This is a genomic window from Candidatus Accumulibacter propinquus (assembly GCF_056856495.1).
Genome location: NZ_JBSEHC010000007.1, coordinates 190017 through 204357 on the forward strand (window position 1 = coordinate 190017; position 14341 = coordinate 204357).

Here is a 14341-nt window from a genome sequence, read left to right on the forward strand (position 1 = left end):
CGAAAGGGAGTCCAATGGGGTAAATGGTGACTGTCACGCAACAACGAGGCCAACCGCCCAAAAGGCGACCGACCGATGACTGCTGCCGAACCCTCAGGAGGCTTTCATCGTCCCGGTGGCCCTGAGGCAGGTCTCAGAGCGGAGCAGCCTTACAACGTGGCGGATTACCGAAAACTACTCGGCCAAAGAGTCCCTTGACTCTGAGATGAAAACGCGTCGGCTAATGTTAAACGGACGTTAGTAAACAAAATCTCTAAACTTTCAACTTTTCCCTCTTGCGAGGCATGTCCCTGTCCAGATTTTTATCTAGGATAACATACCGCAGAATACTGCTGACCATTTATGCGCCCTATAACCCAACAGCGAGAGGCATTACTTCAATGTACAAAACCATTTTGAGATTATTCCAAGCATGAACTGAAAGTGCGATTCACAATCTCATATTTTCTTCGTACATGGTCAAACCGAGAGTCGTCAGGATTATTTTTTGAATATAAATTGATTTCCAACAACACCTCTCTATAACGTTGCTCAATTAGGTTAACAAAAGCCTTCGTTGTCGCCTTCTTACGGCTATTTCGCTCCAGCTCTGCATTTAGCCACTCTAATGCATCCACCAAGTGGAGATAATTTGTCACTCGGTAATCGCCTGTTTTAATCATACGTCGAATGCTGTCAATTGCTTGGACGGCTGTGTCCACAGCTCGACTCTCTCGCTTTTGAAGAAGATTCCAGACCGCGTCATGAACCTCAAAGCGGCGCTTACGTACTTCTCTTCTCTCTTCGCTGGAAATGAGGGATTGATATTTTTCTAACTGTTCGTCACAGGACCAGTATTCCGAAATTGCCCGATCTATATGAGAGCCTCGTCCCAATTCGGTAGCAATATGCCATAGAGCTAACGCCTTCCTTAGCCACCAGTACGCGGCTGGGTTATCCTCGTATTTTGTCCAGCATTCCGCGGCCTCTAAAGCACCAGTGTAGTGCTTCGAATCCCACTCGGCCTCATACCAAACATCGAAAAGGATCTCCTTGCGTGCGCTAGCCTCATAGGCTTTTCTGGCGACTCGACGTGCGTCATCTGCCTTCCCGCTTTTCAGCAGGCATCGCGCATGCATAGTCAACAGATCGGGGTGCCCCTTGCATCGCTTCTCGGCCGCTACTATTGTCTCAATCGCATCAGTAGTTAACCCACGTTTCAGTTGGGCCAGCGCTTGGCCAATTGCCGCACCGACGACATGGTTTCCAGTTGCAGTAACTCGTATAGCTTTTGTTTGCGATCGAAGCTCTTTGACGCGGTGCTCAATTTTTTGGTAATCGATCGCCAAACAATTTCTGTTGCGTAACGCATACTGCTGCGTATTAGAGTTTATCTTAAATCGTGCTTCTGATGTAACTTGCGGCGCAGACAGCAAATATAGCGACCGCAATTCATTAATGCGATCTCCCAATACTTGATCCGGGTATCCGGTGACATCAGAGATTTCTGAAAAAGAACATTCCCTAAAAAACGCTGCAGTCAAAAGAATCCGCTTGGCCTCAGGAGAAAGCTGATCTACCTCACGACAGATGGCTGCTGCCCGAGCCTCTTCTCCAAGCTTTCCACGCCATTCTTGAATGGCATTGCCTGGATTCAACCAACGCATAATCCGATAAAGCGATTCTGTAAACATCGGGCTGCCATTCGTAGCATCATGCATTACTCTCACTTGTGATTCGGATAGGCATACATATGGATATCTGGCTTGAAGAGATTCGACATATGGAATGTAGTCGTCGAATCCAAAGCCTTTTATCTGGATGGCGATATCTGTCGAGTAGCTTTGGTTTACGCGAGTTGTAAGCAGCAGGCGACTTTCTGTGCCCCCGAAAAGAAAACCTATCTCTAAGACTTTCTTCTGCTGCTCCGGGTCGAGAGAGTCAACGTCATCAACAATTATTAACGACGGCGTTAACCTGGCTCCTTCTTGGATATAGCGTTTAAGAAGCTTTTCAGACGCGCCCTCGATTTCCGATTCCATAAAACCGAGTTCAGCTGCAAGAAGCCGCAATAGTTCATCATATGATGAGAAATGCGTTTCTGGCACTTCAACTAGTTGGTTTTGGATACCTGAAAATTGCAATTTCTTTGCTGTTAACCAAAGAACTCTTTCTAAGCCTGAGTCGGCTTCCGCGCAGATTTCTTCTGCGAACTGATATGCAATCGACGTCTTACCCAGCCCTCCTTCCCCTGCAAGTACTCGTACATGAGAGAACTCATCGGCAAACCAGTCCCACAGCTGTTCGATGATTCCTCGTCGACCGACGAATCTCGGACAAATGAAATTTCTATCCGGAAGATTATGTACAAGTTTTACGCGCTTCCCGACAAAAGTATCGAAGTGCCCTTCGAGACATCCGTATGGACAGTCCCTCGGACCAGCCAAAAACAATATGGATTTCCCTTTCACCAGAAGGCACTCATCTCCTTTCCTATAGAAAGAGTCGTCCTTCGTGAAAATTGGCCGTTTATTATCCTCTGGACCTGTTTTGCCGAAACAAAGCGGCTCTGCGTGTGTTCGCTTTGGCACATACAGCAGCGCCAAGACCAAGTCGCTAGGCGTTTGAGATTGATCCGGCGGTAGGGGAAAATAGCTCATCGTCAGCGATATACGTTCCCCCGTATACTCCTTTAACATGGCCTTGATGCGCTCAAGGTCAATAGAGTTTCGTGGCATGCCAACGGCCCAGAACTCAACTTCTGATTGGCGTTCTTCAACCCCAAATAACAAGTAGCCACCGTACGTATTATAGAGGCTGAGAATACGGATCATTGCCTTTGCATAAGACAGCTTGTCATCTTGAAGCAGCTGCTTGTAGTCTAGCAATTCACATTCCAAGGGTATGCAAGATTTGCCTCGCATAACGAGAGATAGCACGCCCTCGTCTACTCGCCCATCTGCGACAAATTGGGCGAGTTGTCTCTTTATTTCATTGACTTTGATCTCTTCAAGATCACCACTGGCAGTCATGATAAGAATCCTACAGGTCAGGTCGGCAGTGATTACTGCGTAACAAAAGGCCGCAATGCGGGGAGTAGCCCTCTATTATTCACATCTCTTGGTGGCGGGTTGGCTTAGCACGCAACGTTCGCAAAAAATGGACAAAGACGCAATGGGAATGGGCTTCGGCCAAGGTGCTGGCCTTTGTCCAAGGGCAGGCTACGAGGAGCAGCGGTCGCACAGGGGGCCGGTTCGCGGAAGCTTCGTGCGGGAGATCCTGGCCGGTTCCCGACCGACGCCATGCTACACCCACTGACTGCTTTCCGGAGCGCAACGGTCGGTCAGGCGACGAAATTGACCAGCCCAGCCGAATGACCAGTTAAGGTTGATCTCCCCAGCCCTGCGTGGGCTTTGCAGAAAAGTAGCCATCGTCTTGTGATGGCGGGTAGCCGCGCCACGTCTCTCCCATTGAACGCGCTCTGGTCGTTGCTCTATGCGTCCGAGGTGCGCGCCTTCTCGACGCCAGCATCACGGTGTTCAGCCTTTCTGTTTATCGACAGCCGCGAAGGGCACCTTGCGATGGACAGTGCCGAAAGTGGGCCTAGGTGATAATATTGTGATTGTCACGCAATAGAAGAGGAAGCGATGGCCGACAGTTTTGTGACTGTCACAAAACATCCAGGGCGACCGCCCAAAGGCGACCAACCGATGACTGCTGCCGAGCGCAAACGCGCGCAACGCCAGCGTGATAGCCTGGCAGTCACCGACGCCATGGGCGATGAACAAAACGCGCCGCTAAGGGCGCTGCTGGCGATCCTGGGGCGCGTTGATGCGTCGGACTCCGCCCGGCTCTGCGCATGGCGCGCTTGGGCAGAAATCGGCCGGCGGTATGGTTTCGTGAGTGTCACAAAACAACATAGCATTGAATCAGCACCGTCGAGGAACAGGAAATGAGCGATAGCAACAAATCTGGCGGCCTGCGCCCCGGCTGGCAGCCTGGGCAATCCGGCAATCCGAAGGGCAGACCGAGGGGAAGCCGCAACCGGGTAACTATTGTTGCGCTGGCGGCGATGGAGGAAGGCGCCGACGCGATCGCACGCAAGGTGGTGGACATGGCCAAAGCTGGCGACATGAGCGCCGCGCGGCTGGTGATCGAAAGACTGGTTCCGCCAGCGAAGGAGCGCCCGATCTTTCTGACGCTGCCGGAGACGAGTACCGCCTCTGGCATCGCCGCCGCTCAGCAAGCCATCTTGCAGGCTGTTGCTGCCGGCGATCTGCTGCCGGGTGAAGGTACGACACTGGCCGGTATCGTGGAGGCTCGCAGGAAGGCAGTAGAGACTCTCGAACTTGAGCAGCGCATCAGCGCACTGGAGACGAGGAAATGAGCGCAGCACTTGAACGACGCACGGCCAAACTGGAACAGGCCGCGCACCCCAACGAGGACCAAGTCGACATCATCGTCCGTCGCATCGTCGGCAGTGAAGTTGTCCGCGCCGTCATCGGCGACATTGTTGTCGACCGCCGCGCCGACGAGGCTGAAAACATCTTTATGGCTCGGTCGAAGGCCGAAGCCCTGGCCGGCACAAAACGGCGCCCCTGCTGCATGATTTTCCAACCTCAAGAGGCGCTGCAATGAGCACACTCGAACGGCGCATGAACAAACTGGAGCGGGCAGAGATCGGGGGCGCGGAACTCCTCGAGGCCATCATCGTCAGCGGCATGTCGACAGGCGTCAATAAGCCTGTCCGCGCCTCCTTTGGCGACCAGGTTGTCGACCGCCGTGCAGACGAGGCCGAAGACGATTTCATTGAACGGGCAACGGCCGAAGCACTTGCCGCTACCCCCCAGCGACCCTGCCTGTTGTTTCTTCGATCTGAGAGATGCTGTAATGACCACGCCAATTGAACGCCGCTTGGCCAAGCTCGAAGAGGCATTGCAGCCGCAACCCGTGCGGCCTTTTTGCCTGCTGGAGGAGCCATTGACCGATGCGAGATCCGAAGCATGGGGCGAGCACCGGCAGCAGATCGAAGAGGCGAAGGCGCGGGGTGATTTCGTCGCCGTCGTGTCGTCGGCGGTCAGGCAAGGCGACAGGCCCCACAACGTGAACGGCGTAACGTACTACGCCAGCGATCTTGAGGCCCGACTTGTCGAGGCGTCAATGCTTCCTTCCAAGCAGGGCAACAAGAGCATGCTGGACGACGTCTTCAAAACGCTCGGGGGAAAAGTTTGGGGGCCGGTGGCGCACCCCGAAGAGGTAGAGGAGTAGGTCGATCCGGGCAGCGACATGGCGATGTGACAGGCGCCACAGGCACGGCAATATTTCTTGGCGGATGCGTGACGGTGATCCGCCGCATCTCGGTGAAGAGTTTGTCGACCGATGCGCTAACGGGTACGCCAGCGGCTCGCCGTTCTCGTCGGCAACCTTCGACACCTCGCTCGCCGACCCAGCACCGCGCCGGGTTTTTTCGTAGGTGACGTTGAAGCGGATTGCCATAGAATGGCTACATGGTGGCTACATGAAGGCCGGTATCTGAAAAGCATAACCGGATGACCGCGCTAAGTGCTTGTTTTGTTTGGAGGCGCGAGCGGGAGTCGAACCCACCTACACGGATTTGCAATCCGGTGCATAACCGCTTTGCTATCGCGCCGCGCCCACCTGGGGAGGGTAGGTATTTCAATTTGCTGTGAGCCGCACAGACTGCTTGCCAGAAATTCTGGAGCGGGAGAAGAGTCTCGAACTCTCGACCTATACCTTGGCAAGGTATCGCTCTACCAACTGAGCTACTCCCGCGTCAAGCGAGTGCGCATTATAAAGGCCTGCCTCTTGCTGTCAACGGATTCTTCCCCGCTTCGCGATTTTTTTCGGTTGCTCAGGCGGAGCGTCGGCTACCGCTTACGGTCTTCTTCAATCAGGTGTGGCCACGCCATGCGCATGTAGTAGCCCATGGACCAGAGGGTCAGCACGGCGGCGACGTAGATCAGCCAGGTTCCGACCTGAAACACATCGATCCCCCGTAGCGGCGAAAAATAGAGCAGCATCGGGATGGCAATCATCTGCGCTGTCGTCTTGATCTTGCCGATCATCGATACGGCAACGCTCTTGTGCGCGCCAATCCGCGCCATCCATTCGCGCAAGGCGGAAATCGTGATCTCCCGGCCAATGATGATCATGGCCAGGATGGCGTCGAGCCTTCCGAGTTGAACGAGGACGATCAGTGCAGCAGCGACCATCAGTTTGTCCGCGACCGGGTCCAGGAAGGCTCCAAAAGCCGAAGTCTGCCGCCAACGGCGTGCGAGATAGCCGTCCAGCCAGTCCGTGACCGCCGCCACTACAAAAATCAATGTCGCCGCCAGGTCGCGGCCGACCGTCTGGACCCATGTCTCCGGAACGTAGAACACGGCGATCAGCAGCGGAATCAGGATGATCCGCAGCCAGGTCAGCAGGATGGGAATGTTCAATGGCATCAGTGCATAGCCGCGTAAATTTTTTCGGCGAGTTCCCGACTGATTCCAGGAACCGCAGTCAGTTGGTCAACGCCGGCATCCAAAATTCCTTGCAGGCCGCCAAAACGTGAAATCAGTGCCTTGCGCCGCTTGGGTCCGATGCCGCTGATCTCTTCCAGGCTTGAACTCCGCCCAGCCTTGTTGCGCCTGGCGCGATGCCCGGAAACCGCAAAGCGATGCGCCTCGTCACGGACTTCCTGAATCAGGTGCAGTGCCGGATGTTCAGGAGGCAATTGTAACGGCTCGCGGCCGTCCGCGAAAATCAAGGTTTCCAGGCCTGGCTTGCGTGCTTCGCCCTTGGCGACGCCGACGAGCGGCAGTTCAGCGAGACCAAGTTCCTCGAGCGCCGCGGCCGCAATGCCGACCTGGCCGCTCCCGCCGTCGATCAGGATCAGCGTCGGCGCCACGCCCTCGCCACCAGGCAGCTTCTCGTAGCGTCGCTGGACCACCTGTTGTATCGCAGCGTAGTCGTCACCAGGCTGGATGTCCTGGATGTTGAAGCGCCGGTACTCGGACTTGCGCATGCCGCTACCCTGATAGACCACACAGGCGGCGACGGTCAACTCGCCTTGCGTGTGGCTGACGTCGAAACACTCGATGCGTGCCTCCTTGCCATCTTCGAGATCAAGACCCAAGGTCGTGCAGAGCGCTTCGAGTCGCGCCTCCTGACGCGACAACACACTGCGTCGGGCGGTTATCGCCAGGCGCGCATTCTGTTCGGCCATCTCCACCCAGATGCGCTGCACGGTAGTCCTTGCCTCGCCAACCCTGACTGTCTGTGCGGCCGTTGCGCTGAGCCAGTCGGTGACCTCACCATCGCTCAGAGCCAGGTTGACAAGAATGCGCCCCGGAATCGGGTGCGCAAGATAATGCTGGTAGAGGAACGCGGTAAGTGCTTCGAGCGCCGTCGAATCGGCGGCATGGGCAGGAAACTGCGGTCTGTCGCCGAGATGTCGGCCACCGCGAACCATGGCCAGATTCACACAGGACACGCCGCGGTCGTCAACTGCGGCGACGATATCCACGTCTCCATCCTTGCCGCTCTCGACGTACTGCTTTTCCTGTACCTGTCGCAAGGACTGGATTTGGTCTCGATAGACTGCCGCCTGTTCAAAGGCGAGTTTCGCTGCAGCCTGATCCATTGCCGCCGAAAGACTGCCGATCACGTCCTGTTGGCGACCCTGCAGGAACAGCGTCGCCATCTGCAAGTCCTGGGCATAACGCACAGGGTCGATCAGACCGACGCAGGGTGCCGAGCAGCGTTTGATCTGGTAGAGCAGACACGGCCGCGTGCGGTTGTTGAACACCGGATTCTCGCAAGTGCGCAGACGAAACATCTTCTGTAGCAGATGGATACTCGCGCGCACCGCCGGTGACGAGGGAAAAGGGCCGAAGTAGTCGGCGCGCTTGTCCGTGGAGCCGCGAAAGAAACCCAGCCGTGGATAGCTGTCGTGCGTCAGGACGATGTAGGGGTAGGACTTGTCATCGCGAAACAGGATGTTGTAGCGTGGTGACAGACTCTTGATCAGATTGTTTTCGAGCAGCAGTGCCTCGGCCTCGGAGCGCGTCACTGTTGTTTCGACTCTGGCGATCTGCGCAACCATCAGCGCGATTCGCGGGCTGGGATGATGGTCACGAAAATAAGAGGCCAGCCGCTTTCTGAGGTTTTTCGCCTTCCCGACGTAGAGCACATTGCCTGCGCCATCGAGCATCCGATACACGCCTGGCAACTCGGTCAGGGTGGCAAGCAGCGATTTGGCGTCGAAAGTTTCGATCATGATCATTCGCGTCAACCCAAGGCTGACGTAGGATAGCGACTTAGGTGATTTCTACGATAGTTCATACCGTGCTGACTGGTCGGATCAAGATGTCCCACTTGGGTAGGAGCGGGTGACGTTCCAGACGGGACTCGACCGCTTGCATAGCCTCCTTGGCCACCGTGACTCCTTTCTCGTAGACCGTGCGGCTCAGTTCGACGACGGGATGAACGCCTTTCCAGGTCATGGTCTTGGCCCACTCCAGCATCGTTTGGGTATCGGTCAGCTTGGCACCGTTCCAGTGCTTTTCCAGGATTCCCCAGCAACGCTCCACCGGATTGTATTTGCTGTGGTATGGCGGATAGTAGAGGAGGCGGATGGACCTGCCGATGTGATCGGCGAACTGGACCATGCGCTTGAGGAATTGCGTACGCCGGCCATTGCTCTCCGGTCCGTTATCGGCCTTGATCTGGAGGTGTGTGACGCGAGCACGCTCCTCGGGTGCTTGACGCTCCCACCAGGCGTAGAGACTGTCAATGATGAAATCGCTGGTCTTCGCCGAGCTTCCGAAGGACAGATGGAGGGAACCACTGTCTTCATTGACGACACCAAACGGCGTGTGTTTTTCCTCGCACCCCATGTCGTGGTCAGCAGCCCGGTGGTCACCCCGCGTCTTGCCGCCACGCGAGTAGTCGCCAATCTTCACCGTCGCCTTGCAGTCCATGCTCAGGCGCATGACGGCTTCGTCTTGGCTATCGCGGTCACGTTCCCGGATGTTGGCGAAAATGGCGTCGGTTTCAGGGACTTTTTTTGGGGTTTGGCCTTGAGCACCGGGCGCAACCGGTACCCGTTGCGGTTCAACACTCTCGACATACCGCTTCGGGAAGGCAGGACATCGTCCGCAAATCCCTGCGCTCGCAACTGCTTGATGGCTTCCTCCGCGGTCAGGCGGGTGAACGACAAGGTCGTGCGAAAAGTCGGGTCTTGTTGCGCATGACTTTCCGCCAGTTCCCACAGGGCTTGCGCCACCTCGGGGTGTTTCTTCTCCCACAATTTCGCACCGCAGCAGAACGCGTGCAGCCCCAGACAGATGATACCCGTACGTTTCTCATGCAGACCGAGCTGCACGGCCTGCCGACTCCAGCCGAACACCTCCTCGGCACGCCGAGCACTGCCACTACAATATTTCAACGCCATCTCCGCCTGAAACGCCCTGCGCCTCGCACCCGTCATCTTGCTCGCAGCAAGCCGGATATCTTCCAGGTGCTCGGCTTCAAGAGAAACCTTCCTTTCCGCTACCGTGGCGACTCCCATTCGCAAGACCTCCAATCGCAGAATCGGCTAAAAGTATCGCACACAACGGTATGAAGAATTGGGGATATCACCTTAGATGTTATCACGCCCGCCCGTGCCGTCCGTATCCACCTTTGCCGCCCGTCCCGACTGGGATGTGTTCTGCAGGGTCATCGACAACTTCGGCGATATCGGCGTCTGCTGGCGCCTGGCGCGACAACTGGCGGGCGATTTTGCGCTGCATGTTCGCCTCTGGGTCGATGACTTCGACAGCTTTCGGCTGCTGTGCCCGGAATTGGACCCAGGGCTGTCGATCCAGGTTCTTCAGGGGGTCGAGATTCACTGCTGGGAGACCTGTTTCACCCCTGTCGTCCCCGCGCGGGTTGTCGTGGAAGGCTTTGCCTGCCATCTTCCGGAAACCTTCGTCGAACACATGGCGCATCTGTCGCCGCGCCCGGTCTGGATCAATCTCGACTACCTGAGCGCGGAGGAATGGGTGTCCGGCTGCCATCTGCTGCCTTCGCCGCACCCGCGCCTGCCGCTGATCAAGTATTTCTTTTTCCCCGGTTTCGCGGTTGATACCGGCGGCCTGTTGCGCGAGAGCACCTTGCGTGCGCGGCGCCTGCAATTTACCGGCAGTGCCGAACTGCGGTCCGCGTGGTGGCGTGAACTGGGCAGCACCGCGCCGCCCGCCAGCGCGCTGCTGGTTTCCGTGTTCGGCTACGACAATCCGGCGCTCGGCGATCTGTTGCGCGCTTGGGAAATTTCGGAGCGGCCCATCTGCTGTCTGATGCCCTTATCGCGCCCGCTGCCGGTGCTCGATGCCTTCGCGGGACGTTCGCTCGGGTCGGGCGACATCATCCGGCGCGGGAGTTTAGAGGTCCGTGTTCTGCCGTTCGTCGAACAGGACCGTTACGACTGCCTGCTATGGCTCTGCGACCTCAATTTCGTTCGCGGCGAGGATTCCTTTGTGCGCGCCCAGTGGGCAGCCCGGCCACTGGTCTGGCATATCTACCCGCAGCAGGCTGCGGCCCATCTGACCAAGCTCGACGCCTTCCTGGCGATATATTGCGCCCAGCTACCGCAGGCCAGCAGCGTGGTGCTGCGTGATTTCTGGCACGCATGGAATGCTGGACGAATCGAGGCCATGGCCTGGGGCAAGCTCGTAGCAGCCTTGCCGCAGTTGCGCGAGCACGCGCTGCGCTGGGATGCCGAGCTGTCCTTGCAGGAGGATCTCCTCGGCCGGCTGGTACGCTTCAGTTGTTCCAGGTTATAATCAAACGCTTACCACCACCCGTCTACTGGAGCGCATGATGAAGACCGCACAAGAACTGCGCCCGGGTAATGTTTTCCTGGTCGGCAACAACCCGATGGTGGTTCTCAAGTCGGAATACGTCAAATCCGGGCGCAACGCCTCGGTGGTGAAGATGAAGCTGAAAAGCCTGCTGAGCGAATCGCCAAGTGAAGTAGTCTTCCGCGCCGACGACAAGTTTGATGTCGTTCAGCTCGAACGCAAGGAGGTCAGCTATTCCTACTTCGCTGATCCCCTCTATGTGTTCATGGATGCTGATTACAACCCGTACGAGATTGAAGCCGACTGCATGGGTGAAGTCCTCAACTACCTGGAGGATGGCATGCCCTGCGAAGCCGTGTTTTACAATGGCAAACCGATCTCGGTCGAGTTGCCGCCGAGTGTGGTTCGCGAGGTGGTTTACACCGAACCTGCCGTGAAGGGCGACACCTCGGGCAAGGTGATGAAAGCGGCACGGGTGTCCACCGGTTTCGAGTTGCCCGTTCCGGCGTTCATTGAAATCGGTGACAGGATCGAAATCGACACACGCAGCAACGAGTATCGTACGCGCGTCCGCTGATTCGTTGACGACCTTGAGGTCTGTCCTTCGATCACCCTCCGAGGAGTTCGGCGCATGACCACCGGTACTGATTTCACCGTTGCGACTACGACTCAACGCGCCCTTGCCAAGGCACACGAACTGGCGTGCGCCTTTCTGGCCTCGCTGCCGGAACGCCCGGTCAGTCTTGTTCCCTCTGCGGACGAAATGGCGACTGCGCTCGACGAAGCGCTGCCCGAAACCGGGAGCGATCCGGCCGCCGTGCTCGAGGAGTGGGTCACGCGCGCCGAGCGCGGTATTACCGCTTCGCCGGGCCCACGCTTCTTTGGTTTCGTGACCGGCGGCGTGACGCCGGCCGCTCTCGCTGGCGATTGGCTCGCCTCGGCGATCGACCAGAACGCGGGTCTGTGGGCGAGCAGTCCCGCGGCAGCGCAGACCGAGCTCGTCGTCCTGCGCTGGCTTAAAGCGCTGTTCGGACTGCCGCCAGCATGGTCCGGTGCCCTGACCAGCGGGGCCACGATGGCCAACCTTGTCGGCCTGATCGCCGCGCGACAATGGGCCGGGCGGCGACTCGGCTTCGACGCGGCGGCGGATGGGCTGGCAGGGCATCCGCCGCTCATCGTCGTCTCGAGCACGGAGATTCACCTCAGCGCCCTGAAATGTCTGGGTACCCTGGGCCTGGGACGCAATCAGGTGCGCCAGGTCGCCGCTCCGGGCGGCTCCGTCGATATCGCGGCAATGGCGGCACTGCTGCGCGGGATCGATGCACCGGTGATCCTGATCGGCAACGCCGGCGAGGTGAACAGCGGCCACTTCGACGACATTGCCGCGCTCGCCGACCTGCGCGATGCCCATCCGGCCGGCGCCTGGTTGCATGTGGACGGCGCCTTCGGACTCTTCGCCCGTTTGTTGCCACGGCTTGCGCACCTGACGCGTGGGATCGAGCGGGCTGACTCGGTGGCCGCGGACGCACACAAGTGGCTGAACGTGCCCTACGACAGCGGCTTTGCCTTCGTTCGCGATGCCGGCATCCTCCGCGAAGCGTTCCTGGCAGGCGGCGCCTATGTCGTCGGCAGTGCGGGCTGGGATCCGTACACGCACGTGCCGGAGATGTCGCGTCGCTTCCGTGCGCTGGCTGCCTGGTGCACGCTCAAGGCCTTTGGCCGCGAAGGCTATCGCGCGATCGTCGAGCGCTGCGTGGACAACGCCGCGGTTTTCGCACGCTGGATCGAGGCGCAGCCCGGCCTTGAACTGATGAACTCAGCACCGCTCAACATCGTCTGTTTTCGCATCGTGCGCGCGGGTCTGGACGACGCGTCGACCGATGCACTCAACCGTGCGGCGGTTGACGCCATCCAGCGCGATGGCCGCGCATTCGTCACCGGAACCGTCTGGAATGGCCGCGCCGCGATTCGTGCCGCCTTCGACAACTGGCTGACCACGCTTGACGATGTGGCCATCCTCCAGGCCGCCGTCGAGGACATCGCCACATCAAGTCGATAGCTGCGTGGCCTCAGCCACGCCGGCCAGGTAGGCCGAGTCCTGCTGCAGGCCTGCCCAGTCGAGTGCCGGCGTGCTCGGCAGCAGGCGTTGGACACGTTGTGCGCGCAGCGGATCGAGGCGTGGCTGCCAGTTGGCCAGGAGTTCGCCGACCGCGTCCGGTGAGTTGCATACCAGCAGCAGGTCGCAGCCGGCGTTGCATGCCGCCGTGCATCGCTCGACGATGCCACCGGCGACACTCGCACCGGCCATCGACAGATCGTCGCTGAAGATGACGCCGTCGAAGCCCAGTTCGTCGCGCAGCAGGCGTATCCAGATCGGAGAGAAGCCGGCCGGTCGGTGGTCCACCTGCCGATAGATGACGTGCGCCGGCATGACGGCGTCGAGTCCGAGGTGGCGGTAGGGCTCGAGGTCAGGCGTCATGTCGTCCAGCCGGCGCTCGTCGATCGGCAGAGCGACATGCGAATCCGCCTCGACCCAGCCATGGCCGGGGAAATGCTTGCCGCAGGCGATCATGCCGGCGCGGTGCAGGCCCTCAATCAGCGCGCCTGCCAGTTCGACGACCGCGGCCGGATCAGAGTGAAACGAACGATCACCGATGACGCTGCTGCGGCCCCAATCAAGGTCGAGTACCGGCGTAAACGACAGGTCGACGCCACACGCGCGTAGTTCGGCGGCGAGCACATAGGCAACCCTGCGCGCCGCGAGCAGCGCCGCCTGCCGATCCTGGTCCCACAGTTCTCCGAGACGGCGCATCGCCGGCAGGCGGGTGAAGCCGGTCCGGCAGCGTTGCACCCTGCCGCCCTCGTGGTCGATGCCAATTGGCAGGGCCGGGGTGCGCAAGGCATGCACTGCGGTCGTCAGGTGCGCAAGCTGCTGCGGCGATTCGTAGTTTCGCGAGAACAGAATCAGGCCACCCACCAGCGGGTGGCATAAGCGTTCGCGTTCGAGGTCGGACAGTTGGGGCCCTGCCAGATCGATCATCAGCGGGCCGAGAGGAAGGTTCATGACTGTTCCAAGATGACAAAAGCGATCGCATAGTCGCGCTCGTCGCTGATCGACAGGTGGGCGATGAGCCGACGCTGCGCGAGGTGTGCGGCGAGCGCGGTCGCGTATTCGAACAACGGCCGGCCCAGCGCATCGTGGTTGATACCGATGCTCGGCAAGGTGGCTGGTGCGACGAGGCCGATGCCAAGCGCCTTGCCGAACGCTTCCTTGGCCGCAAAACGCTTGGCCAGGAAGCGCGCCGGATCCCTGACGCCAACAAACTCGGTACGCTCCCTGGGCGACAGAAGCTTTTCCAGCGCACGTTGTCCGTGCCGCTGGTAGAAGCTGTCGAGGCGGGCGACGGCGACGATGTCGGTGCCGATACCGGCAATCATGGCCGTGACCGTCGCGCCGACGACTCGCCCAACGCCAGGCGCCCGTATGCGGAAGCCGGACGGCGGTGCATGGC

Annotated in this window: 13 protein-coding genes, 2 tRNA genes and 1 pseudogene; 8 read left to right on the forward strand and 8 right to left on the reverse strand. The window is 58.7% G+C overall.

What is annotated here, in order from left to right; translation table 11 throughout:
• Window positions 1–401: 401 nt before the first annotated feature.
• Entirely contained in the window at window positions 402–3011 is a 2610-nt protein-coding gene (locus AC15MQ_RS21645) for an AAA family ATPase (protein ID WP_483081304.1), read from the reverse strand.
• 678 nt (window positions 3012–3689) lie between these two features.
• Between AC15MQ_RS21645 and AC15MQ_RS21650 the strand changes: the two genes are divergently transcribed.
• The 5 genes from AC15MQ_RS21650 to AC15MQ_RS21670 are packed head-to-tail and all read left to right on the forward strand — an operon-like array spanning window position 3690 to window position 5247.
• Window positions 3690–3935: a hypothetical protein gene (locus tag AC15MQ_RS21650; protein WP_483081305.1), complete on the forward strand. Its 246-nt coding sequence runs from the start codon at window positions 3690–3692 to the stop codon at window positions 3933–3935.
• A complete protein-coding gene (locus AC15MQ_RS21655; RefSeq protein ID WP_483081306.1) occupies window positions 3932–4366 on the forward strand; it encodes a DUF5681 domain-containing protein in 435 nt (144 codons plus the stop codon). The genes AC15MQ_RS21650 and AC15MQ_RS21655 overlap by 4 nt, the downstream gene beginning before the upstream one ends.
• Complete coding sequence (locus AC15MQ_RS21660; RefSeq protein WP_483081307.1) at window positions 4363–4617, forward strand: hypothetical protein; 255 nt, start codon at window positions 4363–4365, stop codon at window positions 4615–4617. Before AC15MQ_RS21655 ends, AC15MQ_RS21660 begins: the two co-directional genes overlap by 4 nt.
• The gene (locus tag AC15MQ_RS21665; protein ID WP_483081308.1) at window positions 4614–4886 is read left to right on the forward strand and encodes a hypothetical protein; all 273 of its coding nucleotides are present in this window, start codon (window positions 4614–4616) and stop codon (window positions 4884–4886) included. The genes AC15MQ_RS21660 and AC15MQ_RS21665 overlap by 4 nt, the downstream gene beginning before the upstream one ends.
• Window positions 4870–5247 carry a hypothetical protein gene (locus tag AC15MQ_RS21670; RefSeq protein WP_483081309.1) on the forward strand — a complete coding sequence of 126 codons (378 nt, stop codon included), beginning with the start codon at window positions 4870–4872 and terminating at the stop codon, window positions 5245–5247. Before AC15MQ_RS21665 ends, AC15MQ_RS21670 begins: the two co-directional genes overlap by 17 nt.
• 308 nt (window positions 5248–5555) lie before the next feature.
• Here AC15MQ_RS21670 and AC15MQ_RS21675 read toward each other — a convergent pair.
• From AC15MQ_RS21675 to AC15MQ_RS21695, 5 genes and pseudogenes are all read right to left on the reverse strand, one after another.
• A tRNA-Cys gene (locus tag AC15MQ_RS21675) sits at window positions 5556–5629 on the reverse strand.
• 67 nt (window positions 5630–5696) lie between these two features.
• Window positions 5697–5772, reverse strand: a tRNA-Gly gene (locus tag AC15MQ_RS21680).
• Between the two features lie 95 nt (window positions 5773–5867).
• Window positions 5868–6446 carry a CDP-diacylglycerol--glycerol-3-phosphate 3-phosphatidyltransferase gene (gene pgsA / locus AC15MQ_RS21685; protein WP_287652450.1) on the reverse strand — a complete coding sequence of 193 codons (579 nt, stop codon included), beginning with the start codon at window positions 6444–6446 and terminating at the stop codon, window positions 5868–5870.
• Window positions 6446–8263, reverse strand: a complete 1818-nt coding sequence (gene uvrC, locus AC15MQ_RS21690) for an excinuclease ABC subunit UvrC (RefSeq protein ID WP_332336901.1) — start codon at window positions 8261–8263, stop codon at window positions 6446–6448. Before uvrC ends, pgsA begins: the two co-directional genes overlap by 1 nt.
• Window positions 8264–8324: 61 nt before the next feature.
• Window positions 8325–9556, reverse strand: a pseudogene (locus tag AC15MQ_RS21695) (ISAzo13 family transposase).
• 76 nt (window positions 9557–9632) lie between these two features.
• Between AC15MQ_RS21695 and earP the strand changes: the two are divergent.
• The 3 genes from earP to AC15MQ_RS21710 are packed head-to-tail and all read left to right on the forward strand — an operon-like array spanning window position 9633 to window position 12888.
• Window positions 9633–10811 (forward strand): elongation factor P maturation arginine rhamnosyltransferase EarP, encoded by a 1179-nt coding sequence (gene earP / locus AC15MQ_RS21700; protein ID WP_483081310.1) that lies wholly within the window; start codon window positions 9633–9635, stop codon window positions 10809–10811.
• A 37-nt stretch (window positions 10812–10848) separates the two neighbouring features.
• Window positions 10849–11406, forward strand: a complete 558-nt coding sequence (gene efp, locus AC15MQ_RS21705; RefSeq protein ID WP_332336899.1) for an elongation factor P — start codon at window positions 10849–10851, stop codon at window positions 11404–11406.
• Window positions 11407–11460: 54 nt separating this feature from the next.
• On the forward strand, window positions 11461–12888 hold the full coding sequence (locus tag AC15MQ_RS21710; protein ID WP_287652447.1) for a pyridoxal phosphate-dependent decarboxylase family protein: 1428 nt from the start codon (window positions 11461–11463) through the stop codon (window positions 12886–12888).
• Here the strand turns inward: AC15MQ_RS21710 and nagZ are convergent.
• Window positions 12877–13893, reverse strand: a complete 1017-nt coding sequence (gene nagZ / locus AC15MQ_RS21715) for a beta-N-acetylhexosaminidase (protein ID WP_332336897.1) — start codon at window positions 13891–13893, stop codon at window positions 12877–12879. The two genes, AC15MQ_RS21710 and nagZ, sit on opposite strands and share 12 nt — an antisense overlap.
• Window positions 13890–14267 carry a holo-ACP synthase gene (gene acpS, locus AC15MQ_RS21720; protein WP_287652445.1) on the reverse strand — a complete coding sequence of 126 codons (378 nt, stop codon included), beginning with the start codon at window positions 14265–14267 and terminating at the stop codon, window positions 13890–13892. Before acpS ends, nagZ begins: the two co-directional genes overlap by 4 nt.
• Between the last annotated feature and the right edge of the window lie 74 nt (window positions 14268–14341).

Excerpts from the sequence above, each read along its gene's own strand:
- AC15MQ_RS21710 (WP_287652447.1), top strand. The coding sequence starts at position 11,461 with ATGACCACCGGTACTGATTTCACCGTTGCGACTACGACTCAACGCGCC.
- earP (WP_483081310.1), top strand. The coding sequence starts at position 9,633 with ATGTTATCACGCCCGCCCGTGCCGTCCGTATCCACCTTTGCCGCCCGT.
- uvrC (WP_332336901.1), bottom strand. The coding sequence starts at position 8,263 with ATGATCGAAACTTTCGACGCCAAATCGCTGCTTGCCACCCTGACCGAG.
- AC15MQ_RS21660 (WP_483081307.1), top strand. The coding sequence starts at position 4,363 with ATGAGCGCAGCACTTGAACGACGCACGGCCAAACTGGAACAGGCCGCG.
- AC15MQ_RS21645 (WP_483081304.1), bottom strand. The coding sequence starts at position 3,011 with ATGACTGCCAGTGGTGATCTTGAAGAGATCAAAGTCAATGAAATAAAG.
- efp (WP_332336899.1), top strand. The coding sequence starts at position 10,849 with ATGAAGACCGCACAAGAACTGCGCCCGGGTAATGTTTTCCTGGTCGGC.
- nagZ (WP_332336897.1), bottom strand. The coding sequence starts at position 13,893 with ATGAACCTTCCTCTCGGCCCGCTGATGATCGATCTGGCAGGGCCCCAA.
- AC15MQ_RS21665 (WP_483081308.1), top strand. The coding sequence starts at position 4,614 with ATGAGCACACTCGAACGGCGCATGAACAAACTGGAGCGGGCAGAGATC.
- AC15MQ_RS21670 (WP_483081309.1), top strand. The coding sequence starts at position 4,870 with ATGACCACGCCAATTGAACGCCGCTTGGCCAAGCTCGAAGAGGCATTG.
- acpS (WP_287652445.1), bottom strand. The coding sequence starts at position 14,267 with ATGATTGCCGGTATCGGCACCGACATCGTCGCCGTCGCCCGCCTCGAC.
- AC15MQ_RS21655 (WP_483081306.1), top strand. The coding sequence starts at position 3,932 with ATGAGCGATAGCAACAAATCTGGCGGCCTGCGCCCCGGCTGGCAGCCT.
- AC15MQ_RS21650 (WP_483081305.1), top strand. The coding sequence starts at position 3,690 with ATGACTGCTGCCGAGCGCAAACGCGCGCAACGCCAGCGTGATAGCCTG.
- pgsA (WP_287652450.1), bottom strand. The coding sequence starts at position 6,446 with ATGCCATTGAACATTCCCATCCTGCTGACCTGGCTGCGGATCATCCTG.